This window comes from Natronoarchaeum rubrum (assembly GCF_024494695.1).
Map to the genome: position 1 here is coordinate 215,081 of NZ_JANHDP010000005.1, position 24,769 is coordinate 239,849.

Below are 24,769 nucleotides of genomic sequence, written 5' to 3' on the forward strand. Positions count from 1 at the left end.
GCCTGACGGCTCGCGCTTGAGGGACGGGCTTCCTGTTTCCACGACGCGCTTTGCAGAGACCGAAGTGGTCCCCGTAGGGAGTGTAGTCTCCACAGGCGTTCACGAGACGCTCCGCGTCTCGTTCGCACATCAGAAAGCTCCGATTTCTGAGGACGCTGTATCCCCCTGGGCTCGCAGTACAGTTCCACAGCCGTTTCGCCAGACTACTCGGTCCCACCCGTCCGCCGGAATCGCGTCGAGAGTGTATCGGTGATGTCGGGGACTGAAGCGGTTGTCGTCGGTTCCTCGATCTGTTCGACCGACCACCGATTGAGGTGCTCGTCGGTCCACTCGCTTTCGGCGTCAGTAGACGGCCCGGATGCGCGGAGGGAGAACTCGTGTTCGACACTATCGATCGCATAGTTGACGGTTACCTCGAAGCTCGGATCCGTGGCATCGGGATCAAGATCGACGAAGTGTTCGATCCGGTCGCCCGGTTCGAGTCGATCACAACGCGCGCTGGAATAGAATGTTTCGTTGATTGATTCGCCAGAGGCGGTCACAACCACGTCAGACAGCACCTGCTCGACCTCGTTCTCCAAAACGAGGACTGCCGAACCGTACTCCCCGGCAGCCATCGTTTCGTCGCTGATCCGACTCGCGAGCGCAGTCGTTTCGTCGCCGGTTTCGTCAGTGCTATCGTCGACATCAGTGACCGTAGCGACAGTAGACAACGTGTCTGCAGTGTCGCCCTCGTACCGGAGGGTAACGTCTAATTCGATTGCATCGGCATCGAACCCGCCTTTTCCTCCGATAGTGATGATCGCAGATTCGCCGGGATCGAGCCGCTTGTCGACGGATTCACTGATCCCGTAGTTCGGGGCTTCGACCCCGAGCAGTTGGCAGCGCCGATCATCCCGGTTCTCGATGTCGGCGTGCACAGTCTCCGCGATCGGGTCGGCGACTGCGGCAACGTTCACTCGTCGTTCCGAAAGGTCGACACTGCGACTCGGGAGCGTTTCGACGGTCTCTCCGTCGACTATCACGTCGACGGAATCGAAAGCGAGCGACTCGCTGGCGGGACTCGCGACGAGTCGCTCGCGCGTCTCGGTGCCAATCACGGGACCGAGAGTGACTTCGTCGTCGCCGATCAGAAGTATCACATCGGCGGATGCGTCGTCGCACTCGATCTCGATCCGATCTCGGACGACGCTTCCCTCGACCTCAGTCGAACGAGTTGCCGAGAGAGTGGGCGTGTCATCTGGTTCAGCGATCTGGTCCGATAGCTCCGGCTCCGGTGAGCTGGCGCCCGATAGCTCCGTGTCAGTATGTTGGTCCTGCGGTTCGGTACGTGTTCTCCCGGATCGACTTTCCTGTCGAGTGGATTCCTTCCGAGTGGACGGTTCACGACCGAAATTATCAGATTGTGTGTGTGTACGGGACGGCGTCATGAACGGCCCGTCCTCGGAGATTCGGAATCGCTCTTCGACATCGATGGCATCGAAGCCGATTCTCGCGGTGCCGGACTCGTACTGCGGGACGATCAGCAACAGCTCCTCGTTCGCTACGGTTACCGGTGGACGAACGCGCCCCGCGCCCGGTAGCTCGATCACGAGCCGATCGGAAATCGTCACGTCACCGTCGACCGAGACTGTGGTCCGTACCGTTTCGCCGCTGGTATCGACGTCAATCGTCGGTGCTGACGGTAACGTGCAGGTGGGTGCATACTCCCGTCGTCGTTCTCCACGAGTAACCTCGATACCGACGGAGACGCGTCGTCCGGCCTCGAACGACCGGGTGATCGGTGCGGTCCACGACCCACCAGGAGCGATCTCGTCGGTTCCTGCATCCTTTTCGAGCAACTCGACCGTCTCGATTGGGACAGCCCCGGGGTTCTCGACGGTGAGTTCGAGTTCGACAGTTCCGTCGTCTATCCGCGTCGGTGACAGCTCCGTCTCGACGTCTATCCCTCCGCTTGCAGCGTCTTCGACGGTGATAGTTTCACCTCCGGCAGGCGTACCGTCGACCGAGAGTTCGACCTCGATGTCGCCTTTCGTCCGTACCGAATCGACGCCGAATTCGATGAGTGTCGTCTCGCCTCCCGTGACGGTGACCGTCTGCTCGCGCTCCGAGAGCGAACAGTTCTCGAGATCAGCGGTAACTACGACCGTCCGCTCCTCCTCGGTCGGATTCGTCACCTCAACACTGATCGCTCCGCCGACTCCGACCGTGCCAGTGACGACATCGACACTGATCCGGCTCCGATCGGGGACGTACGTCGAGACGGTGCCCTCGCGAACGAGACAGATAACGGAGTCGGCTGGCGCCTCGTACACATCACCCTGGGAAAGCCAATCGATCGCATCAGTAGAGCCATCGAGACCGACCCGTCGAGGGCCGGCGGCGCTACTGACGAGGAGGCTCTCACCGCCGGCCGGGGCTACGTGATCGGCTTCGAGTTCGGTCCGCCATTCGGGCTCGCCCGTCGACTCGTCGATCCCGACGAGCTGGTCGCTCTGTAACGCCGCGACCACCGTTCCGTCACAGCGGCCGATACTTCTGACGACGGCGGTGAGATCGCGGTCGAAGCCCACCTCGCCGTCGGGGGTGACTTTCGTGAGGAATGACCACGTTGCGATCACGAAGCCACTCGGGGCGGCCAGGAAGTCGTCGTCGCCGTTCCCGGGCCGGGGGCGTTCGATATCGAATCGCTCCCGGCCGCTGGCGATATCGACCGCCCTGAGTCGATCCGGACCGAGAACGCCACAGAGCCCCTCTGCACCGATCGCAGCGACCGACTCGGCGTTTTCGGCCGGCCGACTCCAGATCCGCTCGCCGTCTCGCGAGTAGGCCGTCAGTTCGTTGCCGGAGAGTACGATGACACGGTTCGCAAGGGCGACGTCGAGAATTCGCTCGCCATGATCGATATCAGCGCGTCCGTCGTCGGTGACGATTTCGACGCGTCCGTCCGTCCCGATCGCGACGGCGTCGGCGTCGATGCCGACGCCATCCACACGCGAACTCTCGAAGGACCCCGACTGTCGGAGATCACTCATCGTCACCACCCCCGGCGGCGGCGTCGCCGAGTAGACCCTCTAGTGTCGCGGTTTCTGTCCCGAGATTCATTCCCACTCTGTCGGCCTGCTCCTCGACGTATCTGCGAAGCTCGGGATACCCTTCGAGGTCGTCGACCTTCGTCCGGACGCTTGCAACGTACTGACGGACGGTTTTTGGCTCGGTGCCGTTGAGCCGTTCGAGGAAGTAATCAGTGGTTGGATCGATCGGTTCCCGGTCGGAGAGATGGACGCTTTCGACGAACTCGCGTTGCAGTTCGCTACCGAGGACGCGGTCGGCGATCTCGGCTGGGGTGTACCCCTCCGAAGCCTTTCCAAGTTGATCGTAATCGATCCCGTCGGTACCGTTCATGTCGGACAGATGTTTCTGCCACACCTCAGCCATCACCGTCTGGTCGGGTTGGGGAATGAACTGCTGAATCGGGAATCGGCGGGTCGCCGCCGGGTCGATCGTAAACGGCATGTTCGTTGCACCGATCACGAGGAGATTGTCCTCGATCTCGTTCATCTCCTGTAGAAATGCGTTCGTTAGGGAACGTTCGTGCCGTTGCAGTGAGTCGTCGCCGCGATCCGGAATCAGCGTATCGACCTCGTCGAAAAAGAGGACCGCGAACCCTTCCTGTGCGATCCCGTGGGCTTTCTCGAAGATCGCCTCGACGCGCTTCTCTGATTCGCCGGAGTACTTCGAGAGCACGTCGCTGCCCTTGACCTCCAGGAACTTCACCTCGCCGTAGCTGTCCTCGATATTCGAGTTGTACTTGGCCTCGTAGGCGATCGCCTCCGAGATGAGCGTCTTCCCACAGCCCGGTGGACCGTACAGCAGCATGCTGTTGCCCCGTGAGGCGAACTCGTCGCCGTATCGGGTGACGACCTCGTCCCGGACATCGGGGTCGAACAGCGCGAGCAGGTTCTCGGCGGTCCGTTTCACTTCCGGCAATCCCGCGACGTCCTCCTCGAAGCTCACCGTGGGCTTCTTCGGTTCGAGGGAAACCTGAATCTCCTCGTCTCCATCGGGATCGTCGCCGCCAGCCCCCGACCCGACACGGCTGGCAGCGTCCCGCGTCGCTCGCAGTTCTCTGAGTTCGCCCGCGTCGATGAACTCCAGTTCGGTCTCCGGCGTGACGCGCAAGGTAGTGTAGCCCGACGGCTCCATCTCGGCGACCTCGAACGTCGCCAGACTGTCGTCGCCGTTCGGAACGACTTCCTCCATCGGATGCAGGAGATAATCGTTCTCGCGGAGAAACGCCCCGAGCTCGTCGGGCGAAACCTCGCTGGTGTGGATCTTCGCCGTGTCACACTCGACGACGTCGCGTTTGCTCGCGTCGGGATCGACGAGGAAATCCGTCGCGCGGTCGATCCCGTTGAACACTGTCTTGACGTTCTGGTGCATCCGCACCTTGTTGCCGATCCCGTCGACGATCGAATCGTCGACCGGGTCCACGTAGAAGAACGCTTGCCGGTCGTTGTGTCGGATTTCGATCGTTTCCGTGTTCGGTCCGACTTTTTTCGCGCCGATCTTGATCCGGGACGTCGGCTGGTCGCGTTTCAGTATTGGCGTGAGATTAAGCATTGTCGTCACTCCGTAGTTGTGGTGCGTTCGATCGCTGAGAGCAGTTCGCCCTGCCGGTGGTCGGTGCGCTCGCGGACGTACCAGGTCCGGGCGTCGGCCCGTTGGACGGCATACCACGACGTTTTAACCGGTGACTTCATGGAGCCGTCAACGAGCGTACCAGATTCATCAGGGACGCGGCAAGTCGGTGGTAGTAACCAATCCCCGTACATACTAATCCATCTCGAGATCGCTGGTATCGGGTTCTGATCCGTCCTCTTCGGCTTCGTCATCGGTTGTTTGTTGTACATCTTGGTCGATGGTCTCGATGTCGCCGATCACGTCGTCAACCAGCGACGCGACCTCATGGTCGGCAGTCTCCTCGACTGCTTTTTCGATCTCGCGGACGCCCTCGTGGAGGCGATCTTCTGACTGCATCCGATCGGAAGGTGTCTCGGAGGACTCGTCAGCAGTCGCTCCCTCTCCAGATTCAGATTCCTTGCCGTGAATGAACTCAAGGTCCGTGGTTGGAGTGATTCGTAGGGTGGTATGACCGGACGGCTCCATCTCGGCGACCTCGAACGTCGCCAGGCCGTCACCGTGCGGAATGACCTCTTCTGTCGGGTGCAACAAGTAGCCAGTTTTCCGAAGGAATCGCTCCAGATCGTCGGGATCAATCTCATTCGGCACGATTCTCGCAGCCTCACAGTCTACGATGTCGTGTGTCGTCACGTCAGGATCCACGAGGAAGTCCTTGCTCCGGTCGATCTCGTCGAACACTCCCTCGACGTTGCGGTTGAGTCGTGCCTTATTTCCGCTTCCATCGACGATCGGTTCGACGTAAAAGAACGCTCGCTTGTCGTTATGGCAGACCTCGACAGTACTGGTATCGGGTCGAATATGCTGGATTCCGATCTTGATCCGGGACGTCGGCTGGTCGCGTTTCAGTATTGGCGTGAGATTAAGCATTATCGTCACTCCGTAGTTGTGTTGTGGTGCGTTCGATCGCTGAGAGCAGTTCGCCCTGCCGGTGGTCGGTGCGCTCGCGGACGTACCGGGTTCCGGCGTCGGCCTGCCGAAGGATCCGAACGAGCGTTTCCACCATTTCGACGATCGCGTCACATCCCGATGTCAGGGCGGCGTCGCTGTCGTCGGCCCGCACGCGCCCGACGATCCGCCGGAAGTCGTCGAGAACGTCGTCGAGTCGGGCGAGCAACGTCTCGAGGACCGGTTTCCAGTTGCGGGCGTACGGCCCGCTCGGTGACAGGGGAACGAATATCCACGAGTCGACGGTTCGGAGCCGTCGGCTGGCTTCGACCTGCTCCGCGACGTCGGGCTCGAGCGATTCGACGGTCGCGCCGCCACGCTCGTAGCTGGCGTCGAGCACTGCGGGGACGAGGTCGTCACGGCGTACCGCTGCTTCGTCGACTACTTCCCCGCCGTCGGACCGGTAGTCGTCGATCGCCGTCGCAGACCTCTGGTGTGGCGGGAACGGAGCGGCGGCCCGCAGGAGTTCCGCGATATCGACGAGCGCGCTCATTGCGACGTCGATCCGCCACGTTGGGCCTGCTCCGGAGAACGTCCGAAGCGACAGGAGCGCCGCTCCCTGTTGGTCGACCCGGCGAACCCCCTGAAGCAGCGAGTTGGCGCGCATCCGACTACATCTCGAGTCCGCTCGTTTCGGTCTCTTGGGTCTCCTCGCCCGCGGTCTGTTGGGCGGTTTCGCCGACGTTCTCGATATCGCCGAGCACGTCGTCGACCATCGACCCGACCTCGTGGTCAGCGGTGTTGTCGACAGCCTCCTCGATACCGCCGACGCCGGCAAGCTGTGTCGTCAGTTCCCCCATGTTATCCACGATGTTCATCGCCTCGTCGGGGAACGACTGCTCTTGGAGGGCTTTCGTTCGGACCTGTTCTTGCTTGTTCGACAGTGTGGTTCTGGCCGATTTCAGCATCTCGATGTTGTCTGCCAGCCGGTCAGCGCCGGTCTCTACCTTCTTCGCGAGATTCTCGCGGTCGGCCTCTTTCATCTTTTTGTGATAGACGAGTTTGCGCTTGAGCTGCTGAAACCGCTCGCGTTCCTCCTCAGTGAGCTTGGAAGGGTCCTCGGGGACGCCCGCTCCGTCTCCGAGACTTTTGAGCTCCTGTGCGGTCTCCTCGAGGTACTCGTCGATCTGCCCCGAGTCCTGCTCGATACCGTCCATCCGGTCTTCGAGCTTCTCTTTCGCGCTGTCGACTCGGTCGATCGTTTCGGAGATTTTTTCGACGCAAGCATCGATCGCAGCAGCCCAGTTGAGAATCATCCGCCCGTTGATCTCGTCGGGGTCGTCGCTGGGGTTGCGAAGGAGCACGACCTGTCCGCCCTGACGTTCGAGGATGTTTTCTGAAGCGAAAAACTCGATCAACGCTTCGGCCTGCTGTTCGCTGGTAACGATCTCGCCTTGGTCGTCGCTAGCCGCAGCGAGTGTCTCGATCGCCTCCCGACGATCGATCCGGCCGTTGCCCTCCTTAAGTTCCATCGAGCCGAGCAGATCGGTTTTGATGATCGCTCGAATGGCTCGTTCCCACTCCCCATCGACATCGTCTCCTTCGACCCATTGAGCATCGAGGCGAACCGGATCGTCAGTCTGATTCAATGGATCGGCGATTACGTACTCCTGTCCGTCGCTTTCGATTCGTTCGAATTCGTATTTTTGAGGCATTGTTGATACCGTGTTACTCGGCCATTCCGCCGAACTCCTCTTCGTTCACAAGCGTTCTGTACTGCTCTCGGACGGCGTCCCGGACGTGCTCGTTCACCGACTCCGCGCTGCTCACTCGCAGCTCCTCGAAATGCTCTTCGCCCAGCTCGACCCATTCTGGTAGCGTACCCGGAAGCTGGTTTGCGTCGGCTTTCACTTCCGTGAGGATCCGCTGTGCGTGGTCCTCGGTAACAGCTGCGAACGGCTCGGACGCTTCTACCATCTCGCGGCCCACGTTGAGCCCGAGTTGCTCGACCAGAGTCTCTCGGACGCCGTCGATGATTTCACGCCGAACGCTGCGGGCCTCCGAAAGCACGTCGAACTGGCGTGTGATCTCGTTTTCGACAACCTGCTCGAATTCGCCCACGCGAAGGATGTAGCTCGACTCCTCGAACTCCGATTCGACGGCGTTTTCGATTTCGCCGGCGAGGTACTGGGCGTACTCGTCGATCGCTTCCTCGACGAGATACTCGCCATCGAGGTCGACGATGTATCCCTCACGGTCGAGATACCGTATCACGTCGGACGTCGCAGCGACATCGATCACGCTCTCTAGGTCGGCGTGGGCGATCTTCCCGTTCGAGGCTTCGCGGGCGAGCCGCGAGTCCAATCCCACGTCGTCGGCGTGTTCTTTGAGCTGCGGTCCGATCGTGTAGTAGTCGCGTTTCCCGGCCGTGATCCGCCTGATGTAATCTCGCTCGGCGAGTTCGTCGACGAAGAACTCGAGATCGTCGATCGCGAGCGAGAACCGGGATCGGAGTGTCTCGCCCGTGACGACGAGACGCTGTCCGAACAGGTTTGTCAGCTCGCCGGTGATTTTCATGTTTCCTTTCACGCCGAACGGATCGACGTAGAAGACGCCGTCGCGGATCTGTTCCAGGTCGACGAACTCGTCCGAGGTCATCTCAGTGAGCGCCTCGCGCATATCGCTCGAACTCAAGGATCGTGCGTTGAGTAGGCCAATATCAGCACTCTCATACCCGGACTTGAGCTCCTTTTTGTGGTCTGCGACGTAGACAAACCCGTAGTTGTCCTGAGCAATGTCTCGGCAGACATCCTCAAGGATATCCGTATCGATCGGCAGGAGAGTCATTGTAAAGGAAATTATATTCTCGCATACTAAACCTTGTGCTCGCACTACTGGTTGCGTGCGGGAAGACACAAATCAAACTCTGCATAGTTTCACAGTGAAGATTCAAGATACTAATCTAGATACTCTATCAAATGACTTGGGTAACGATATCGGTAGGCGTGAACAGCGACACGTCGTCTCGCTCTGCCGCCACCTGTGTAACCCCTCGGAGACCCCAGAACGGCAGAAACAGCAGTAGCGATCCTCACGAGTCGCACCGTCCGGTGACCACTGGATCTGTGCTGTACTCCGCTCGAGGTCGGCCGAATCGCCTTCGGTCATCTCCCGGCTGGTGTACTTACACTCTTCGACGACGAGTCTCTCTACCCCGGGGAACCGAGGTGGTTGTGCCCTTGTCGAACCGCACTTCCCCACTACCGCCGCACACAACGACGCTTACAAACCCCGGCCGCACCTACCACGGCGTATGACCGCGACCGACATTCTCGACGACGTCCGCGACGACAACGAGACCGCTCTGTCCCGGCTTGGCTCCTCGAAGGCGCTGTACGCGATCACCGGCGGCGAGATGGAGAGCGAGACCGTACTCACCGCCGCGGCGGACCGCGCCCACGCCGCCAGCGAGACGTTCGCCGCGTGGGTCCCCGAGGAAGACGACGACGACGCGACCGAGTACTACGACGCCGCGGCCCAACTCACCGCGGACCACTACGAGCAGGTCCTCGGCAAGCTCGATGACCACGACCCCGCCGACGTGCCGGCGATCCAGACGCAACTGCGCGACGCCGACGACACCGCGGCTCGCCTCGGCGGCCTGCTCGGGCACACGCTCGTCGCCAGCAAGCTCGTCGAACAGTTCACCGGCTTCTTCGTCGGCGACGCCGATCCCCAGACTGCATCACTCTTCCGCGGGTACGGCGGCGACGTCGAGGACCTTCGCGAAGACGTGCTCGACTTGATCGACGACCTCGACGCCGACGACGACGCAGTCGCGGCCGCTGCGACGGACGCGATCCAGGCCGCCTACGAGTCCTACACCGATCGCCTGGAGGATATGGGCGTCAACCCCAAGCCGGTCTGCTAACGGACGGACGACGACTGTCGGCCATCATCCCGACCGAACCCTGTCAGCCACGGGGTTGGACGGCACCGGAGTTTAAGCGAGTGGCTACCGATTGCAACGACAATGGGTACCCTTCGCCGCGTCGCGCTCGACATCCTCAAACCGCACGATCCGTCACTGCTGGAGTTCGCAGAGCGCATCTCCTCGGTGGAGAACGTCGACGGCGTCTCGGCGTCGCTGATCGAACTCGATCAGGAGGTCCAGAACGTCAAGCTCACGATCGAGGGCGAGGACTTGCGTTACGAGGCAATCGAGACAGCGGTCGGCGAACTCGGCGGCACCGTCCACTCGGTCGATCAGGCAGCCTACGGGGAGTACGTCGTCGAAGATCGACCCACCCCGCAGGACGACTGACAACCGTGTCTTCGACGCGCCGTCTCCTGCGATCGCTGCTCGGTCGGGAAGACGTTCGCTCGATATCGCGCCGGTACTTCGTCTCGAACGGGTTCGACGGCACGCTGACGAGCATCGGGGTGATCGTCGGCGCGGTCCTCTCGGGAGTGTCCGAGGGGGTCACGGTGGTCACGATCGGCCTCGGCGCCGCGGTCGGGCTGGGAACGTCCGCGGTCTGGAGCGTCTGGGAGATCGAACGCGCCGAGACGAGAGCCGAGATCCTGCGGATCGAGGAGGCGATGCTCACCGACCTCGACGACACCCGCGTGCAGCGCGAGCAGCGCGGCGCACGCGTGATCCACGCGACGGCGAGCGGCCTCGGCCCGTTGATCGGCGTCCTCGTCCCGCTCGCGCCGTTTCTCTTCGAGGGAACCGTCTTCTCGATGGCGGAGGCGGGCGTCGTCGGCGTCGGTCTCGGGATCGCCGTCCTCGCCGTCTTCGGCGCCTACATGGGATCGATATCGGGACAGCGCTGGTACGTGTCGGCGCTCCGGATGGGCCTCGCCGGCCTGGTCGTCGCCGTGATCAATCTCTTTTTGCCCGGCTAACGGTCGGCGTGGTGACGATCACGATCGTCGCTGCGCGACGAGAACCGGCACGTCGACGGTCCGGAGCACGGTCGATGCGACGCTCCCGAGCAGCTGGCGCTTGAGCGTCGACCGGCCCTGCGATCCCATCACCACGAGATCGATTCCGTTTTCCGCCACGTACTCGACGATGCCGTCGGCAGCGCCTCTGTGAGAGGTCGTCCGTTCGACGGCGGTTCGTATCGGAACGTCGGGCGCGGTGGCGTCTATCTCGGCCGCGACCCTGTCGACGGTGTCGCGGCCGCGTTCCTCGAGTCGGTCGACGAACTCGCTCTCGAGCCCGCCGACGTCGAACGCGCCGCCCGCGCCCTGGAGGTCGACGACGTTCAGTACGTGGACGCTCGCCCCGTAGTTCGCTGCGAGCGCCGCCGCGTGCGGGGTTGCTCTGTCCGCGGGATCGCTGCCGTCCGTCGCGAGGAGGACGCGCGAGAACGAGTCGTCGCTCTCGGGATCGCGGTCGTCATCCGGCACGACGAACACCGGCACGTCGCCCCGGGAGAGCACCTGTTCGGTGACGCCGCCGAGCAGCCGCCTGCCTACGCCCGTCATCCCCTGTCGTCCCACGACGACGAGATCGGCGTCCCGCTCGGCCGCGTACTCGCTGATCTCGGCGGCGGGATTTCCCTCGGTCAGCGTCGTCGTGACGTGCTGTCCACGCTCCGACGCGAGGCTCTCGACGCTCTCTAGCGCCGCCTCACCGCGCTCTCGTAGCCGTCGTTTCTCGTCGCTCGTCCGAGTGAGTGCAAGCGCCTTGCGATCGACGACGTGGAGGACCTCGGCGGTCGCGTCGTGGGTCTGGGCGAGTTCGAGGCCGCGCTTCGCCGCCCGTTCGGCGTCGTCGCTTCCGTCGACGGGAAGCAGGATGCGCTCGTACACGTTCTCACATAGGCGCCTCACGCTCTTCACCGTTTGGCGACGAGAGTCCTCCGAGCGCGCTCGACGCGGTCGTTCGGGACGATCGCGCTCGGAGGTGTCGATCCAGGTTCTGCACCCGCCGTACTGTCCCGCTCGCCCGATCGCTCGATTGACGGGACGAACGTCGACCACGAGAAACGCCTAAGACATTCCGTCCTCTACTGTGGGTCACGATGATGGCCACGACACACGCGCTCTGGGGGATGGCGCTCGCGCTTCCCGTCCTCGCGATCGCCCCGGAGTTCGCTCCGGTCGCCTTCGGCGCCGGACTCGTCGGCGGCGTGTTTCCCGATCTCGATCTCTACGCCGGCCACCGGAAGACGCTCCACTATCCGGTGTACGGCGCACTCGCGGCCGTCCCGGCGGGCGTGCTCGCGATCGTCGCGCCGTCAACCCTGACTGTCGCACTCGCCGTCGGCCTTGCCGCTGCGGCGCTCCACGCGGCGACCGACGCCGCGGGCGGCGGTCTGGAGTTGCGGCCGTGGCGGGCCAGTTCGGAGCGGGCGGTGTACAGCCATCACCACGGGCGCTGGATTCCGCCCCGTCGGTGGATCCGCTACGACGGCGCTCCCGAAGACCTCGGACTCGCCGGCATCGCGGCGACGCCGCTGATCGTCGCGGGCGACGGGAGCACCGCCGCCGTCGCGGTCGCGCTGCTGGCGGCGTCGGCCGTCTACGTCCTGTTGCGAAAGCCCCTCGCGGCGCTCGCTGCGTACCTCGCCAGCCTGGTTCCGGCGTCCGTCCGCCCGTACGTGCCAGAGCGCTATCGCGAAGCCTGACCCGACGTTCCCGATCCGTGAGGCTCTCGCCGAAACGGTCACCTCTATGTAGATCGACTGAACAGTATCGACCATGGCATCGACCGATCGCACGGCGAAACGCGGCATCCGGTACGCGCTGTTCACCGTGCTCCTCGTCGGTATCCGCCAGCGAGATCCGGGCGCCGTCGCGAACGCGGTCTTCGCCGCGATCGGCACCTGCGTCTCCGATTTCGTCGAACGCGCGTACGGCCTCGAACTCCGGCCGTGGCAGCACGTGTACGTCGATACCGCGATGATCACGCACGCCGTCGGCATGCTCGGCCCCTACGACGATACCCGGTGGTGGGACCACCTCACGCACACCCACTCCGCGACGATCCTCGGCGGCGCCGTCTTCGCGATCAGCCGCCGCAGGGGGCGCGATCCCCGCCCGCGCGTCATCGCCGTCGTCGCCTGCTTCGGCGTCCTGTGGGAACTCGTCGAGTACGCGATCCACCGCACGGCCAATCGGATCGGCGTCGAACCGGTGCTCGTGACGTACGGCAAGACCGACACCGCCCTCGATCTGCTGTTCGATCTCGTCGGCGCGGTGCTGGTTCTCGCCTTTGGCGATCGCGTGCTCGGTGAGCTTGCGACCGAGGACGCGTGATCCGCGCCGGTCTAGAAAGTGCTGTCGCGAACGCCCGTTCCGCTGTCCTCGATCCTAGACGCCCGGCAGGTCTTCGCGGAACTCCCGGATCTTCTCGCGTGCCGTTTCGACGTTCTCGCTGACCTCCTCGGTGGCGTCGTGGTCTGCCAGCACGTCGCGCAGGATCCCGTCCTCGCGCGCCAGACGCCCGTGGTCGGGCTTTCGCTCCTTGTCGGCCAGCGTCGCCAGCGCGTCCGAGCGCTCGTGGAGTCGCTCGCGTAGTTCGTCGGTCCCTGCGGCCTCGCTCGCGTCGCGGAGCGCGTCGCTTGCGTCGCCGAGTTTGTCGTGTGCCATATCTCCGAGTATCCACGCCCGAATATAATAGCCGCCGGTTTCGGTCGTCGACCCGCCGTCTCAGACCGCCGTCGATTCGGCCTCGGCGCGCCGCGTCTGCACGACGCCGTAGATGCCGCCGGCCGCGATGATCGTGCCGCCGAGTATCACGAGGTACAGGCCGATCCCAGCCGAAACCTGAACCTCGCTCTGAAGTTCGGACGGAATGTCGCCGATGATCGAGATCAGATCGTTGTACTTCATGACGCCGAAGCCCAGCACCGCGAGGCCCAGCACGGCGCTGACGGCGGCGTCGATCAGCTCCTCGTCGCGGTAGACGACGAGGATCGCGACGGCCAGCACCATCGCGAGAGTGATGAGTCCGTCGCCCTGGAAACCGTACTCGGTCGCCTCCGGCTCGATCGACGCGAGCGCGGCGACCGCCTCGTTGATGTCCCAGGAGATCCACGGTCCGAGACTGCCGACGATGCCGACGATCGCGCCGGCCAGCGTGACTTTGCTCCACTGCTGTTTGAGATCGAACATAGAACACTACTATAATTTTCTTCGTATATAAGTTGCTAACTTACCTGCCGACAGGGTGTATAAATAGACGATTCATTCTGCGAGCGCGCCCGTAAAGTGCTTCGAGCACCTACGGAAGCGCAGATGAGCGACGCCAACTCCGGGCCGCTGTCGCCGGACCAGCCGGAACAGGAACGCCCGTTTCGAGTCGAGGCGCCCTTCGATCCCGCGGGGGACCAGCCCGACGCCATCGAGCAACTCGCCGAGGGCTACCGGAACGGCGCCGACGAACAGACGCTGCTGGGGGTGACCGGGTCGGGCAAGACCAACACTGTCTCGTGGGTGATCGAGGAGATTCAGACGCCGACACTGGTCATCGCCCACAACAAGACGCTGGCCGCCCAGCTCTACGAGGAGTTCAAGAATCTCTTCCCGGACAACGCCGTCGAGTACTTCGTCTCCTACTACGACTACTACCAGCCCGAGGCGTACGTCGAGCAGACCGACACGTACATCGACAAGGACGCCTCGATCAACGACGAGATCGACAAGCTGCGCCACTCCGCGACGCGCTCGCTGCTCACCAGAGACGACGTGATCGTCGTCGCCTCGGTCTCGGCGATCTACGGGCTGGGCGATCCGGCGAACTACGAGGCCATGAGCCTTCGGCTCGAAGACGGCCAGCAGATCGATCGCGACGAACTGCTCTCGCGGCTGGTCGATCTGAACTACGAGCGCAACGACGTCGACTTCACGCAGGGCACGTTCCGCGTTCGGGGCGACACCGTCGAGATCTACCCGATGTACGGCCGCTACGCCGTCCGCGTCGAGCTCTGGGGCGACGAGATCGACCGCATGACGAAGGTCGATCCGATGCACGGTGAGGTCAAAAGCGAAGAGCCCGCCGTCCTGCTCCACCCCGCGGAGCACTACTCCGTCGAGGACGACACCCTGCAGGACGCCATCGAGATGATCGAGTCCGACCTCGAAGATCGGATCGACTACTTCGAGCGCAAGGGCGACATGCTCGCCGCCCAGCGCATCGAGGAACGCACCACGTTCGACCTGGAGATGATGCGCGAAGCGGGCTACTGCTCGGGCATCGAGAACTACTCGGTCTATCTCGCGAACCGGGAGTCGGGCGATGCACCCTACACGCTGATGGACTACTTCCCCGACGACTTTCTCACTGTTATCGACGAGTCCCACCAGACGATCCCCCAGATCAAGGGCCAGTTCGCGGGCGACAAGTCCCGAAAGGACTCGCTGGTCGAGAACGGCTTCCGGCTTCCCACGGCGTACGACAACCGGCCGCTCACGTTCGAGGAGTTCGAGGAGAAAGCCGGGAAGTCGCTGTACGTCTCGGCGACGCCCGGCGACTACGAGCGCGAGCGCTCCGCCCAGATCGTCGAGCAGATCGTCCGACCTACTCACCTCGTCGACCCGAAAGTCGAGGTATCCGAAGCCACCGGGCAGGTCGAGAATCTCATGGGCCGGATCGACGAGCGCATCGAGCGCGGCGAGCGCACGCTCGTCACCACCCTCACCAAGCGCATGGCCGAGGACCTCACCGAGTACTTCGAGGAGGCCGGCGTCGACGTCGCGTACATGCACGACGAGACCGACACCCTCGAACGCCACGAGTTGATCCGGTCGCTCCGCAAGGGCGAGATCGACGTGCTCGTCGGCATCAACCTGCTGCGCGAGGGACTGGACATCCCGGAGGTGTCGCTCGTCGCGATCCTCGACGCCGACCAGCAGGGATTCCTGCGCTCCGAAACCACGCTCGTCCAGACGATGGGTCGCGCCGCGCGAAACGTCAACGGCGAGGTCGTCCTGTACGCCGACGAGATGACCGACGCGATGGAGGCCGCGATCGACGAGACCCAGCGTCGCCGGAAGATCCAGCAGGAGTACAACGAGGAGCACGGGTTCGAGGCGACCACGATCGAAAAGGAGATCGGCGAGACGAACCTCCCGGGCGCCGAGACCGACACGAGCGGCGTCGCCGGCGAGGGGCCCAGCGACGAGGAGGAAGCCGCCCACCGGATCGAGGAACTCGAAGAACAGATGCAGGAAGCCGCGAACAACCTGGAGTTCGAGCTCGCGGCGGACATCCGCGATCGGATGCGCGAGTTGCGCGAGGAGTTCGATCTGGGCGGCACGGACGACGAGGGCGTCGCGCCCGAGCCCGATCCGGAGTTCTGACCGCCCGAGCGCCGCGTCACATTCGTTTTCCCCCACCGTTCGCTCCGCCGCAGAACTATAGTAAAAGTGATGTGACTGGTGACGAATCCGTCCCGCATGGCCCTCTCTGCCGACAGGAGGTTCACGCTGCGCATGGCGATCGCGCTGGGCATGATCGTCGTCCTGCCGTTCGCGTTCGGCCTCGCGATGCACTGGGTGTTCCTCGAAGTCGTCCCGACGCTGTACGCCGAGTGGGTCAGCGGCGTCCCCACCGACGGGCTCGACGCGCCGGGAGCGAACGGGCTCGGATTCTCGTATTTCGCGCTCACCGGGTTGCTGGTCGCCGGGCTGGTTGCCCAGTTCGTCTTCGGCGACCGGTTCGTACTGCGCTCCAGCGGCGCGCGCCGGGTCGACCGCGAGGACCAGCCCGACCTGCACGCCCGCGTCGAGCGCCTCGCACAGCGCGCCGACCTGCCGGCGCCCGACGTCGCGATCGTCCCCGAGGACGACGTTCCCAACGCTTTCGCCGTCGGTCGCTCGCCGCGGTCCTCGACCGTCGTCGTCACCCGGGGCTTGCTGGACACGCTCGACGGCGACGAGCTCGACGCCGTACTCGCCCACGAACTCGCACACGTCAAAAACCGCGACGGCGCGCTCATGACCGTCGCGTACCTGCTGCCCTCGCTGACCTACGCCGTCGCCGCGGCGGCCTACTTCCTGTTGATCCACTCACCGCGCGCGCTTCTCCACGCCGATTTCGACGTCGACGACGACGCCGGGCCCGCGATCCTCGGCATCGTCGCCGTCTTCCTCGTCACGTCGCTGCTGACGCTCCTGATCTCGGCGCTGTTCTGGGCCGCGAGCTACCTGATGCACCGGATCCTCTCGCGCTACCGGGAGTACGCCGCCGACCGCGGCGCGGCGGCGCTCACCGATCCGTTCGCGCTGGCCAGCGCGCTCGAGACGATCGACGAGGAGATGCGGGTCGCGCCCGACGAGGACCTCCGACTGGAGGACGGCGGCATTGAGGCGCTGTACGTCGCTCCGCTCGAAACCGAACTGTTCGAGCGCGACGATGACGCGCTGCTCAGCCGCGACATCTTCCCGGCGACCCATCCCCCGACGGAAGAGCGCGTCGAGCGGCTGACCGACGCCGGCGAGGAACGGTTCGGTGCAGCCTGATTCCCCGTCATATCCGCCGGTTCGGAGAATGGCATTGCACCTGTCTCCGAGCGGCGTTTTTGCGTCGGTTCCGTGGCGTTATCTGGGACGGTAGAAGTCCGACTTCGGGCTCCGATGCGGAGACGAGTTCCGTAGCTTGGCTATCTTGGCCGGCCTCCGCTGTCGAACGATGACCACGTCGTAGGCATCGTCCGCTGCGACGCTGCCGCCGACGCTCCCGAAGGTAGTGACCACGTGTCCGGCGTTCTCGCTCCCGATGAACGCCATCGACGTCGCTTCCTTCCTCGCGGTGTCCCGCAGGCGGTTCGCTACCGTCCCCGCCGGCGCGTACCTGTCGACGATTTCGTGTCCGAAATCGGCGCTCGGCGAGAGGTCTGTCACCTGCTCGTGTAACCGCGCTGTGATGGCTTCCCTGTCGAACGCATCGTCCGCTCCGATCCACCCGCGCTCCCTGGCGTAGTCGGCGTTGCCTTCCGGAATAACGCTCACGGCGAGCACGTCTTCGTCGAAGACGGTCCCGAACTCGGTCGCGCGAACGAGCGCCGCTTCGGCGAGTTCCGAGCCGTCGAACGGGACGAACAGGGTCATATTCGAGAGTAACCGACAGTCGATACTTAGCCGATCGGTTATTCTCACGTGGCTGGAAGGCGAGCGTCGGATTCGGCGGTCGCCGCCGGGTTCACCGCTCGTTCACTACAGCCCCGACAGTGTCACGTCGCCCGTCTCCGTCTCGATCGTGAACCGCGCGGTTCCCTGGCCGAGCGTCCCCTCCAGCCTGTGCTCGCCGCTCTCCAACTCCGAGAGATCCAGCCCGCTGGACGTGACGTCGCCCGTCTCCGTTCGGACGACAACGCGGGCGTCGAGCGCCGCCGCGAGCGCCGCGTCGACGTCGCCGGTCTCGGTCTCGATCCGCGCGTCGCCGTCGAGCGCCGCCACGTCGATCTCGACGTCGCCGGTCTCGGTCGTGACGCCGGAGACGCTCGCGGCGTTCCGGATCGTCAGGTCGCCGGTGTCGGTCGTCGCTCTGAGGGTTCCTTCGACGTCCGAGACGACGGCGTCGCCGGTGTCAGTCTCGACGTTCAGCGCACCGCTGGTCCCCTCGACCTCGAGGTCGCCGGTGTCGGTCCTGATCTCGGCGACGCGCAGGTCCGTCGGGACGACGATATCGAACTCCATCGACGGCGGCGAGCCGAACAGCGTGCTGTCGATCTCGTTGTCGACCGAGAGCGCGAGCGTCCCGCCCGAACGCTGCTCGACCAGGCTGATCGCGTCGAACTGGTCCTCGCTGCCGGCGCGCTTGATCGCGCGCACTCTCACGTCCGATCGGTCTTCGGCGGCGACGCGCACGTCGCCGACGCCGTTCCGGATCGTCAGCTCCGAGAGACCGGTGACGTCGAACGTGTGGGTCTCCTCGGTCTCTTGGCGGTCGCCCAGCGAGATGCACCCGCCGATTGCGCCGAGTCCTGCCGCGGCGGCGCCGGCCAGGAACCGGCGTCGCGTCGTCGTGTGGTTCATACTTCGACGTTTTCGGGCTGTCCCCCTTAATCCACGCAACTGATTACTCGGGCGGAAAGTACGGGTAAGATATTTGTATCGGCGTCGATCTCTGCGAGCAGAAGCCTACCGAGGGTTGTAGGGATCCGTCGCCGTGTCAAGCCGATAGACATCATCCGCTGCATCAAAGTCGTCGTCGAACGCATAGAGGTATCCGAGCCCTTCGGTTTGCATGTACGCGACGATGCACGCGTCGACGAGGGAGAATGTACTCTGTTGCCTGAATAGTGCTTTCCCTGTAGTGAACGCATCGGCGGTGAGCGTGTCCACGTGGAAGCGGGCATTTTCTTCGATCCGATTGAGGAAGTCGACAGCCGCATCGTGTCCGGCGCGAGTTGTGAGCCCGTTGAGCGTTTCTGCAAGTACGTAGTCCAGGACAACTGCTTCCGGAAGCTCTCCGCTGTCTATCCCGCGAAGGATCGGCAGCGCGGCATCTACTGAACGCCCCAGGCATCGTGGTCGGTGGTCGCATCGGTCGCCGTGTCGCCGTCGTATCCCTCGAAGTCGGCGAACGTCCCTGTTTGCTGCTGGATGACTTTGACGCGAACGCTACCATCAGATTCAATCTGCCAGCGAAGCTGATCTCCATCGTCGATTCCGAGTTCGCGTCTGATCCGCGCCGGAATATTCGCTTGATTCCCGGAGACTTTGCTTTCAGCATCGATGCGATCGCTGCTCATATCTGAAACGTAGTTTCCCAACGGAATAAGAGTAGTGTACCGTCACACTACTCCCGGGGTCCCTCTCGGCGATACAATCCCACGATCACTCCAGCCGATCCAGCACGGCCTCGGGATCGTACTCCAGCGTGAGCGCGCGCGAGCGCCCGCGCCCCTCGATCTCGGCGTACTCGGCGTCGATGATGCCGAGCTTCTCCAGCTTGTTGACGATCTCGGAGTAGCGGGTGTAGCCGAGTTCGGTGCGCTCGTGGAACACCTCGTAGACGTCGCCGGCCTGATCGCCGTCGTGCTCGGCGATCACCTCGACGAGTTCGGTCTCGCTCTCCGAGAGGTTCTGGAGGTTCCGCGAGAGGTGGACGAACTTCGACTTCTCGAAGGCGTCCTCGACGTCCTGTTCGTTGACGGTGCGGCTCGCGCGCATCTCGGCGTTCAGGCCCGCCCGGCGCAGCAGGTCGATGCCGACGCGCAGGTCGCCGCTCTCGGCGGTCAGCGCGGCGACTTCGTCCAGCACGTCGGTCGAGACGACGCCGTCGTGGAACCCGCGTTTCACGCGCTCGCCGAGGATGTCGGCGATCTCGCCCTCGCCGTAGCGGTTGAAGTACACTTCCTCCGGCCGGAACACGCTCTGGACGCGGCTGTCGAGCGCGTCGATCACGTCGAGATCGGGGTCCGATGAGATAACGATCACGCCGATCTTCGCGCCGCTGTGTTCCTCGTGGGCGCGCAGGAGCGAGTAGAGCGTGTCGCTGGCCTCGTTCTCGTAGAACAAGTAGTTCACGTCGTCGAGCGCCACGACGAGCACCTCGTCGTCCTCGACGAGCCGGTCGGTGATCTGGTTGAACAGCTTCTTGAAGGAGATGCCGCTGGTCGGGGGTTCGTAGTCGAACACGCCTTCGAACAGCCGGGAGAACACCGAGTACCGCGTCGCGTTGACCTGGCAGTTCACCCGGATCGTCGCCACGTCGGTCTGGGCGGCCAGCTCGCCGAACAGCTTCTGGACCGAGGTGGTCTTGCCGGTGCCGGGCGGCCCGCGTACCATCGCGTTGAGCGGCCGCGACCCGCGCACCGCCGGGCGCAGCGCGTACTTGAGACTGCGCATCTGGCTCTCGCGGTGCTTGAACGTCTCGGGGACGTAGTCGATCTCGAAGACGTGCTCGTCCCGGAACACCGACTCGTCCCAGGACAGCATCCCCTCCTCGGGGTCGTCGGCCATTACTTTCACCACGCTCCCCGAGGCACTTAGTCTTTCGGCAGCTACGCGTCTGACGACCCTACTGATCGCCGGTAGGCGCTCCCTACCTGCCGTATCAGGTACTCGACACGGACGCGACGTACTTCTCTAGGTCCGACTCGTCGACGTCTTCGTCGTGTTGCTGTTCGAGGTGACGCCCCCCGCGCGCGATCGCCTCGTCGTACTCGTCGGTCCGGGCGACGAAGCCACAGCCGTCCTCGGGGCACTGGAACTGCTCGGGCATGACACGTGAAGCTACCACGACAGCGATCAAAAACGGACGGGCCCGGCGAGCCGGCGTCGGTCGGTTCGTCTCCCCATCGTTCGCCGACGTTTCGTTCGGAAACAATCGCGTTCGTGACATTAAATACGCGGGCTTGCGACCGCAAGCGTATGGAAACCGCGTCTATCGACTTGCTTCCGGCGTTCCTGCGGGAACGGTTCGACGAACTGGATCCGGCGGCGCTTCGCGCGGCCGCCGAGTACGCGGCGGGCGATCGCGTCACCGCCCCCGATTCGGTTCCGGACGACGTCACCGATTCGTTCGCGCTGCAGGACGACGAGACGCTCGCGACCGCTGCGGTGTACGCTCACGGCCTGGCCCGCGGAAAAGCACTCTCGGCAAGCGTCGGTGCGACGGACGACGCGAGCGAGGTGTCCGCGACCGACTCGGACGAGGAGCGCGACGACTGGTGGGAAGACAAGTTCTATTGAACTCTATTACTCAGTGACACAGTCCACCGACAATAGCACAGCCAGATATTCCAACACATACTTAAGAGATCCTATCTAATTACAAATGTAATGGTCACGGTGACTGTCACCGCGAAGTTCCACAACCCATCCCTCTCACGGCGTAAAGAGTGGCAACGCGCTACTCGCCTCTACCGTGACACCAAGCAGTTCTGTATTGATGGATGGGAAAACGGCGACTTCGACAAATCCGTGACCACAGCCAGCATTGACAACGACCTCTACTCGGCCATCCAGAACCAAGCCATTCGAGAGGCGAAATCCGACCACAGCAAGGACGGAGAGGTTCGCTACCGAGAGAGCCAACCGTTCGCCGTCAACAACCAGAACTGGGAACTCGACACGACCGAGAACGGCACGGTCGTCGTTGGTTTCCCGTGTGTCTCCCAGTGGTGGTACACGCCGATAGAAGTGTACGACGACATTGCCGACCCCGTAGACCGACTGGTCGAAGGTAACGCAAAGAAAACACGACTTCAAGTGTACCGTCGCGGAGACGATTGGTATTGTACGTTCAATATCGAATACGACACCGACACGTCGGGTGAAACACCCATCGGCGTCGATATTGGTGAACGGCACATCCTCGCTGCGACGGCCTATGGTGAAGACGAGTCAATGCTAGTGTCGGGTAGTGAGGCGAAGTACGTTCGACGCAAATATCGTTCCCTACGCGAGTCGCTGTCAGAAGCGGGTGCGCTTCGCGCACGCAACCGCGTGGGTGACAAAGAACAGCGTCGAATCAAAGACCAGAATCACAAACTCTCCCGTCGTCTCATCACGTTCGCGGAACAGTTCGAGAATCCCGTCATTCGGATGGAAGACCTCGAAGGCATCCGCGAGAACAGTTCGTGGTCAGGCGTCCACTCGTGGCACTTCCACCAACTTCAACAGTTCATCACGTACAAGGCCGAACGCGCTGGACTCCGCGTCGAGAAGGTCGATGCGTACCATACCAGTCAGGAGTGTTCGGCGTGTGGTTCGATGGGAACTCGTGATGACGACCACTTTTCATGTTCAGAGTGCAACCGGGGACGCCATGCCGACCTAAACGCTTCGGAGAATATTGCACAACGGGAGGGTGAACCATGCACGGGCTAACGTCTCCGAAAACGCTCGGCGTTTTCGGGAGCACGGAAATCTCTGATTTCCGTAGCCTTCGGACGAGTCGAACCGTGCTACCTCGCTGGTTGAATAGCCAGTCGTCGTTGACGCCCGCTGTATGCGGGGAGGAAGGCCCCATTGACAGGGCTATACGCGCTGCAAAGCACACCGTTGGTCACAACTCGGTGGCGACCTTCGACGTTCCACGCGAAAGCGTCCTTGAGAACCGAGGAAACGCGCAACCCGAATATCCACTTCGTGGATTCCCGCGTCTTTAGGCGCGGGAGGATGTCAACCGTGCACGGCAGGACGGCGGCGACGCCGAACCGTCACAGTCTCACTTACTCGAACTTTTCGAGCAGTTCGCCGTAGAACTCGCTGTCGTGCTCGCCCGCTAACTTTTCGACGATCAGCTCCGGCGTCGAGCGCGCGAGGTGGTCCTTGACCGGCGAGCGGTTCACCTGCAACTCGCCGTCGACCAGCCCCTCGGCTTCGATGCCGTCGACGGTCACCGCGAAGTCGGCGGTCTCGCGGATCTCGCCGGCGAGGTGGGAGACGAACACCGCCGTCGCGCCGTTCTCGTGGAGCGCTTCGAGGATGCCCGCGATGATCTTCGCGCTCGCGCCGGGTTCGGTGATGCTCTCTAACTCGTCCACGAGGACGAGGCTGCCCGCCCCACCCGTCGCGAGGTCGGCGAACTCCCGGACAGTGCTCTCGAACGCCCCGGCATCCAGCGTCCCCTGGGTCTTGGCGTGGTAGTGGAGATCCTCGAAGAGCGCGATCCGGGCGTCCTCGGCGGGCACGGGGAGTCCCATCTGCGTGAGGATCACGACCGTCGCGACGAGATCCAGCGTCGACGTCTTCCCGCCGCTGTTCACGCCCGACAGCAGGGCGACGCCGCCGACCTCGTAGTCGACCGGATCGACCTCCTCGATCGGCACGTCGAGCAGGGGCGAGCGCCCGCCCGCGATGGCGACGCCGCCGGTGCGCTCGCGCTCTTGGTGGGCTGCGCTCGCTCCGCCATCCGCAGCGGCCCGCTCGACGAGTTCGGGCATCGCGCAGTCGAAATCGGCGGCGAACCGCGCGACGGCGAGCTCGACGTCCAGTTCCAGCGCGGCTCGGACCAGCCCTTCGGCAGTCTCGCGCTCATCGGCCAGATCCCGCGCGAGCTCCTTTTTGAGCCGGGTCGCGCGCCGATCGCGGGCGGCCTGTAGCTCCTCGCGCAGCCGCGAGATCACGTCCTCGTCGCGCTCGACGGGGAACGTCGGCTCCTCGGGGAACGCTCGGCGAGCGATCTCGGCCTCGCCCGAGTCGAGATCGAGCGCGTCGATCAGGTTCTCGCGGGCGGCGTCGATCGCGGCGGCGTACTCGTCGGCCAGTTCGCGCGAGAGCAGGGAGTCGACGCCGGCGCCCTGCTCGACCAGCGAGAGCAGGTCCGACCCTTCGACGGTGACGTCCTGCTCGCGGATCGATTCGCGGAGCCGGTCGTTGGCAACGCCCTCCGAAGTCCCCGCCGCGGCGTCGAGGTCGTCGACTGCCCGCTCCAAGCGTTCGAGCTCCTCGTCGCCGGCCGGCGTGCCGTCGGCGTCCAGCCGCTCCAGTGCACTCTCCAGCGCGTCGAGGTCGGCGTCGGGATCGAGATCGGACGCGCGGTGGACGTCGATCGCCGCCCGGATGCGATCGCGATTCTCGGCGAAAAATGCCAACGCGCGCTCGGGGACGATCTCGGCGGGCTTGTCGAGCGCGTCGGGCTCGACGCGCACGTCGCCCTCCACGTCGACGCCGGCGAACGCCTCGTCGATCGCGATCACCGTCGCGTACCCCCGTGCGAGCTCCGCGAGCCCGCGGGCGTCCTCGACGACCTCGACGCTCAGCTCGGGCATCGCGTCGGTCGCCTCGCGGTAGCGCTCGGCGTCGGTCGTCGCGAGACAGCGATCGCGCACCGTCACGTCCCGCGGTTCCGACAGCGGTTCGACGCCGTCGAGCGCGTCGATCGCAGCCGCGTCGGCCTCGCGCTCGACCGCCTCGGCGGCGAACTCGCGGACCTCCTCGATCCGCGAGCGCGCGCCGGAGGGGTAGAACGTCTCCAGGCGCGCCTCGGCGTAGCGCGTGACGGTCCGCTCCTGGAGCAGTCCCAGCACTTCGCGGTACACCTCGCGCGCCCGGTCGGTCGCGAGGAAGTCGCCGTCGTCGTCGTGCTCGCGCCGGATCGCGCCGCGCGCGATGCGGGCCGCCCGGCCCTGCGTGACGCCCGGCGCCTCGGCCAGCGCGGCGACGTCGCCGGTTTCTAAGGCCCGCTCCGGATCGTCGAGCTCGGCCAGCGCCGCGGCGGTCTTCGCTCCGACGCCCGGGATCGACTCGAACTCCATCTACTCGC

General features: G+C 63.9%; 25 protein-coding genes. 9 read left to right on the plus strand and 16 right to left on the minus strand.

Annotated elements, in window-relative coordinates; translation table 11 throughout:
* Nucleotides 1-203: 203 nt before the first annotated feature.
* The 6 genes from NO931_RS14555 to NO931_RS14580 all read right to left on the minus strand — a co-directional run bounded on the left by NO931_RS14555 (nucleotide 204) and on the right by NO931_RS14580 (nucleotide 8,283).
* Nucleotides 204-3,035: a PQQ-binding-like beta-propeller repeat protein gene (locus NO931_RS14555; protein WP_256393080.1), complete on the minus strand. Its 2,832-nt coding sequence runs from the start codon at nucleotides 3,033-3,035 to the stop codon at nucleotides 204-206.
* Nucleotides 3,028-4,623 carry an ATP-binding protein gene (locus NO931_RS14560; RefSeq protein WP_256393081.1) on the minus strand — a complete coding sequence of 532 codons (1,596 nt, stop codon included), beginning with the start codon at nucleotides 4,621-4,623 and terminating at the stop codon, nucleotides 3,028-3,030. Before NO931_RS14560 ends, NO931_RS14555 begins: the two co-directional genes overlap by 8 nt.
* 213 nt (nucleotides 4,624-4,836) lie before the next feature.
* A complete protein-coding gene (locus tag NO931_RS14565) occupies nucleotides 4,837-5,571 on the minus strand; it encodes a hypothetical protein (RefSeq protein ID WP_256393082.1) in 735 nt (244 codons plus the stop codon).
* Entirely contained in the window at nucleotides 5,564-6,256 is a 693-nt protein-coding gene (locus NO931_RS14570) for a hypothetical protein (RefSeq protein ID WP_256393083.1), read from the minus strand. Before NO931_RS14570 ends, NO931_RS14565 begins: the two co-directional genes overlap by 8 nt.
* A gap of 4 nt (nucleotides 6,257-6,260) precedes the next feature.
* Complete coding sequence (locus tag NO931_RS14575; RefSeq protein ID WP_256393085.1) at nucleotides 6,261-7,304, minus strand: hypothetical protein; 1,044 nt, start codon at nucleotides 7,302-7,304, stop codon at nucleotides 6,261-6,263.
* A gap of 13 nt (nucleotides 7,305-7,317) precedes the next feature.
* Nucleotides 7,318-8,283 carry a hypothetical protein gene (locus tag NO931_RS14580; RefSeq protein ID WP_256393086.1) on the minus strand — a complete coding sequence of 322 codons (966 nt, stop codon included), beginning with the start codon at nucleotides 8,281-8,283 and terminating at the stop codon, nucleotides 7,318-7,320.
* Nucleotides 8,284-8,902: 619 nt separating this feature from the next.
* Here NO931_RS14580 and NO931_RS14585 point away from each other — a divergent pair.
* From NO931_RS14585 to NO931_RS14595, 3 genes are all read left to right on the plus strand, one after another.
* Nucleotides 8,903-9,520, plus strand: coding sequence for a rubrerythrin family protein (locus NO931_RS14585; RefSeq protein WP_256393087.1), 618 nt, complete (start codon nucleotides 8,903-8,905; stop codon nucleotides 9,518-9,520).
* 102 nt (nucleotides 9,521-9,622) lie between these two features.
* Entirely contained in the window at nucleotides 9,623-9,913 is a 291-nt protein-coding gene (locus tag NO931_RS14590; protein ID WP_256393088.1) for a DUF211 domain-containing protein, read from the plus strand.
* Between the two features lie 5 nt (nucleotides 9,914-9,918).
* Nucleotides 9,919-10,500, plus strand: a complete 582-nt coding sequence (locus NO931_RS14595) for a VIT1/CCC1 transporter family protein (protein ID WP_256393089.1) — start codon at nucleotides 9,919-9,921, stop codon at nucleotides 10,498-10,500.
* Between the two features lie 18 nt (nucleotides 10,501-10,518).
* Here the strand turns inward: NO931_RS14595 and NO931_RS14600 are convergent, their stop codons facing one another.
* The gene (locus tag NO931_RS14600) at nucleotides 10,519-11,415 is read right to left on the minus strand and encodes a universal stress protein (RefSeq protein WP_256393090.1); all 897 of its coding nucleotides are present in this window, start codon (nucleotides 11,413-11,415) and stop codon (nucleotides 10,519-10,521) included.
* A gap of 212 nt (nucleotides 11,416-11,627) precedes the next feature.
* Here NO931_RS14600 and NO931_RS14605 point away from each other — a divergent pair, with 212 nt between their 5' ends.
* Both NO931_RS14605 and NO931_RS14610 read left to right on the plus strand, forming a co-directional pair.
* Complete coding sequence (locus NO931_RS14605) at nucleotides 11,628-12,233, plus strand: metal-dependent hydrolase (RefSeq protein WP_256393091.1); 606 nt, start codon at nucleotides 11,628-11,630, stop codon at nucleotides 12,231-12,233.
* A gap of 73 nt (nucleotides 12,234-12,306) precedes the next feature.
* Entirely contained in the window at nucleotides 12,307-12,864 is a 558-nt protein-coding gene (locus NO931_RS14610; protein WP_256393092.1) for a DUF2238 domain-containing protein, read from the plus strand.
* A 54-nt stretch (nucleotides 12,865-12,918) separates the two neighbouring features.
* Here the strand turns inward: NO931_RS14610 and NO931_RS14615 are convergent, their stop codons facing one another.
* Together NO931_RS14615 and NO931_RS14620 are read right to left on the minus strand one after the other, a co-directional pair.
* The gene (locus tag NO931_RS14615; RefSeq protein WP_256393093.1) at nucleotides 12,919-13,197 is read right to left on the minus strand and encodes a DUF7553 family protein; all 279 of its coding nucleotides are present in this window, start codon (nucleotides 13,195-13,197) and stop codon (nucleotides 12,919-12,921) included.
* Nucleotides 13,198-13,257: 60 nt separating this feature from the next.
* On the minus strand, nucleotides 13,258-13,722 hold the full coding sequence (locus tag NO931_RS14620; RefSeq protein WP_256393094.1) for a hypothetical protein: 465 nt from the start codon (nucleotides 13,720-13,722) through the stop codon (nucleotides 13,258-13,260).
* 123 nt (nucleotides 13,723-13,845) lie between these two features.
* Between NO931_RS14620 and uvrB the strand changes: the two genes are divergently transcribed.
* The gene (gene uvrB, locus NO931_RS14625; protein ID WP_256393095.1) at nucleotides 13,846-15,909 is read left to right on the plus strand and encodes an excinuclease ABC subunit UvrB; all 2,064 of its coding nucleotides are present in this window, start codon (nucleotides 13,846-13,848) and stop codon (nucleotides 15,907-15,909) included.
* Between the two features lie 96 nt (nucleotides 15,910-16,005).
* On the plus strand, nucleotides 16,006-17,070 hold the full coding sequence (locus NO931_RS14630; protein ID WP_256393096.1) for a M48 family metalloprotease: 1,065 nt from the start codon (nucleotides 16,006-16,008) through the stop codon (nucleotides 17,068-17,070).
* 78 nt (nucleotides 17,071-17,148) lie between these two features.
* On the opposite strand, the gene NO931_RS14635 is transcribed toward NO931_RS14630, so the two are convergent.
* The 6 genes from NO931_RS14635 to NO931_RS14660 all read right to left on the minus strand — a co-directional run bounded on the left by NO931_RS14635 (nucleotide 17,149) and on the right by NO931_RS14660 (nucleotide 20,779).
* A complete protein-coding gene (locus NO931_RS14635; RefSeq protein WP_256393097.1) occupies nucleotides 17,149-17,658 on the minus strand; it encodes a universal stress protein in 510 nt (169 codons plus the stop codon).
* Between the two features lie 105 nt (nucleotides 17,659-17,763).
* The gene (locus NO931_RS14640; protein WP_256393098.1) at nucleotides 17,764-18,585 is read right to left on the minus strand and encodes a DUF4097 family beta strand repeat-containing protein; all 822 of its coding nucleotides are present in this window, start codon (nucleotides 18,583-18,585) and stop codon (nucleotides 17,764-17,766) included.
* A gap of 105 nt (nucleotides 18,586-18,690) precedes the next feature.
* Nucleotides 18,691-19,119 carry a PIN domain-containing protein gene (locus NO931_RS14645; protein WP_375142071.1) on the minus strand — a complete coding sequence of 143 codons (429 nt, stop codon included), beginning with the start codon at nucleotides 19,117-19,119 and terminating at the stop codon, nucleotides 18,691-18,693.
* Nucleotides 19,059-19,304, minus strand: coding sequence for an AbrB/MazE/SpoVT family DNA-binding domain-containing protein (locus tag NO931_RS14650; RefSeq protein WP_256393099.1), 246 nt, complete (start codon nucleotides 19,302-19,304; stop codon nucleotides 19,059-19,061). The genes NO931_RS14645 and NO931_RS14650 overlap by 61 nt, the downstream gene beginning before the upstream one ends.
* Nucleotides 19,305-19,389: 85 nt before the next feature.
* Complete coding sequence (locus NO931_RS14655; protein WP_256393100.1) at nucleotides 19,390-20,517, minus strand: ORC1-type DNA replication protein; 1,128 nt, start codon at nucleotides 20,515-20,517, stop codon at nucleotides 19,390-19,392.
* Between the two features lie 94 nt (nucleotides 20,518-20,611).
* Nucleotides 20,612-20,779 (minus strand): hypothetical protein, encoded by a 168-nt coding sequence (locus NO931_RS14660; protein ID WP_256393101.1) that lies wholly within the window; start codon nucleotides 20,777-20,779, stop codon nucleotides 20,612-20,614.
* A gap of 149 nt (nucleotides 20,780-20,928) precedes the next feature.
* On the opposite strand from NO931_RS14660, the gene NO931_RS14665 reads away from it, so the two are divergent.
* Complete coding sequence (locus tag NO931_RS14665; protein WP_256393102.1) at nucleotides 20,929-21,249, plus strand: hypothetical protein; 321 nt, start codon at nucleotides 20,929-20,931, stop codon at nucleotides 21,247-21,249.
* A 90-nt stretch (nucleotides 21,250-21,339) separates the two neighbouring features.
* On the plus strand, nucleotides 21,340-22,389 hold the full coding sequence (locus NO931_RS14670) for an RNA-guided endonuclease InsQ/TnpB family protein (RefSeq protein WP_256393103.1): 1,050 nt from the start codon (nucleotides 21,340-21,342) through the stop codon (nucleotides 22,387-22,389).
* A 344-nt stretch (nucleotides 22,390-22,733) separates the two neighbouring features.
* Here NO931_RS14670 and NO931_RS14675 read toward each other — a convergent pair whose 3' ends face one another.
* The gene (locus NO931_RS14675) at nucleotides 22,734-24,761 is read right to left on the minus strand and encodes a MutS-related protein (RefSeq protein WP_256393104.1); all 2,028 of its coding nucleotides are present in this window, start codon (nucleotides 24,759-24,761) and stop codon (nucleotides 22,734-22,736) included.
* Nucleotides 24,762-24,769: the final 8 nt, after the last annotated feature.

Bases quoted from the DNA above. Each gene is read 5' to 3' on its own strand.
- NO931_RS14585 (WP_256393087.1), top strand. From the start codon at position 8,903: ATGACCGCGACCGACATTCTCGACGACGTCCGCGACGACAACGAGACC.
- NO931_RS14555 (WP_256393080.1), bottom strand. From the start codon at position 3,035: ATGAGTGATCTCCGACAGTCGGGGTCCTTCGAGAGTTCGCGTGTGGAT.
- NO931_RS14660 (WP_256393101.1), bottom strand. From the start codon at position 20,779: ATGCCCGAGCAGTTCCAGTGCCCCGAGGACGGCTGTGGCTTCGTCGCC.
- NO931_RS14650 (WP_256393099.1), bottom strand. From the start codon at position 19,304: ATGAGCAGCGATCGCATCGATGCTGAAAGCAAAGTCTCCGGGAATCAA.
- NO931_RS14655 (WP_256393100.1), bottom strand. From the start codon at position 20,517: ATGGCCGACGACCCCGAGGAGGGGATGCTGTCCTGGGACGAGTCGGTG.
- NO931_RS14590 (WP_256393088.1), top strand. From the start codon at position 9,623: ATGGGTACCCTTCGCCGCGTCGCGCTCGACATCCTCAAACCGCACGAT.
- NO931_RS14605 (WP_256393091.1), top strand. From the start codon at position 11,628: ATGATGGCCACGACACACGCGCTCTGGGGGATGGCGCTCGCGCTTCCC.
- NO931_RS14640 (WP_256393098.1), bottom strand. From the start codon at position 18,585: ATGAACCACACGACGACGCGACGCCGGTTCCTGGCCGGCGCCGCCGCG.
- NO931_RS14570 (WP_256393083.1), bottom strand. From the start codon at position 6,256: ATGCGCGCCAACTCGCTGCTTCAGGGGGTTCGCCGGGTCGACCAACAG.
- NO931_RS14670 (WP_256393103.1), top strand. From the start codon at position 21,340: ATGGTCACGGTGACTGTCACCGCGAAGTTCCACAACCCATCCCTCTCA.
- NO931_RS14565 (WP_256393082.1), bottom strand. From the start codon at position 5,571: ATGCTTAATCTCACGCCAATACTGAAACGCGACCAGCCGACGTCCCGG.
- NO931_RS14610 (WP_256393092.1), top strand. From the start codon at position 12,307: ATGGCATCGACCGATCGCACGGCGAAACGCGGCATCCGGTACGCGCTG.
- NO931_RS14630 (WP_256393096.1), top strand. From the start codon at position 16,006: ATGGCCCTCTCTGCCGACAGGAGGTTCACGCTGCGCATGGCGATCGCG.
- NO931_RS14615 (WP_256393093.1), bottom strand. From the start codon at position 13,197: ATGGCACACGACAAACTCGGCGACGCAAGCGACGCGCTCCGCGACGCG.
- NO931_RS14675 (WP_256393104.1), bottom strand. From the start codon at position 24,761: ATGGAGTTCGAGTCGATCCCGGGCGTCGGAGCGAAGACCGCCGCGGCG.
- NO931_RS14575 (WP_256393085.1), bottom strand. From the start codon at position 7,304: ATGCCTCAAAAATACGAATTCGAACGAATCGAAAGCGACGGACAGGAG.
- uvrB (WP_256393095.1), top strand. From the start codon at position 13,846: ATGAGCGACGCCAACTCCGGGCCGCTGTCGCCGGACCAGCCGGAACAG.
- NO931_RS14560 (WP_256393081.1), bottom strand. From the start codon at position 4,623: ATGCTTAATCTCACGCCAATACTGAAACGCGACCAGCCGACGTCCCGG.
- NO931_RS14665 (WP_256393102.1), top strand. From the start codon at position 20,929: ATGGAAACCGCGTCTATCGACTTGCTTCCGGCGTTCCTGCGGGAACGG.
- NO931_RS14620 (WP_256393094.1), bottom strand. From the start codon at position 13,722: ATGTTCGATCTCAAACAGCAGTGGAGCAAAGTCACGCTGGCCGGCGCG.
- NO931_RS14635 (WP_256393097.1), bottom strand. From the start codon at position 17,658: ATGACCCTGTTCGTCCCGTTCGACGGCTCGGAACTCGCCGAAGCGGCG.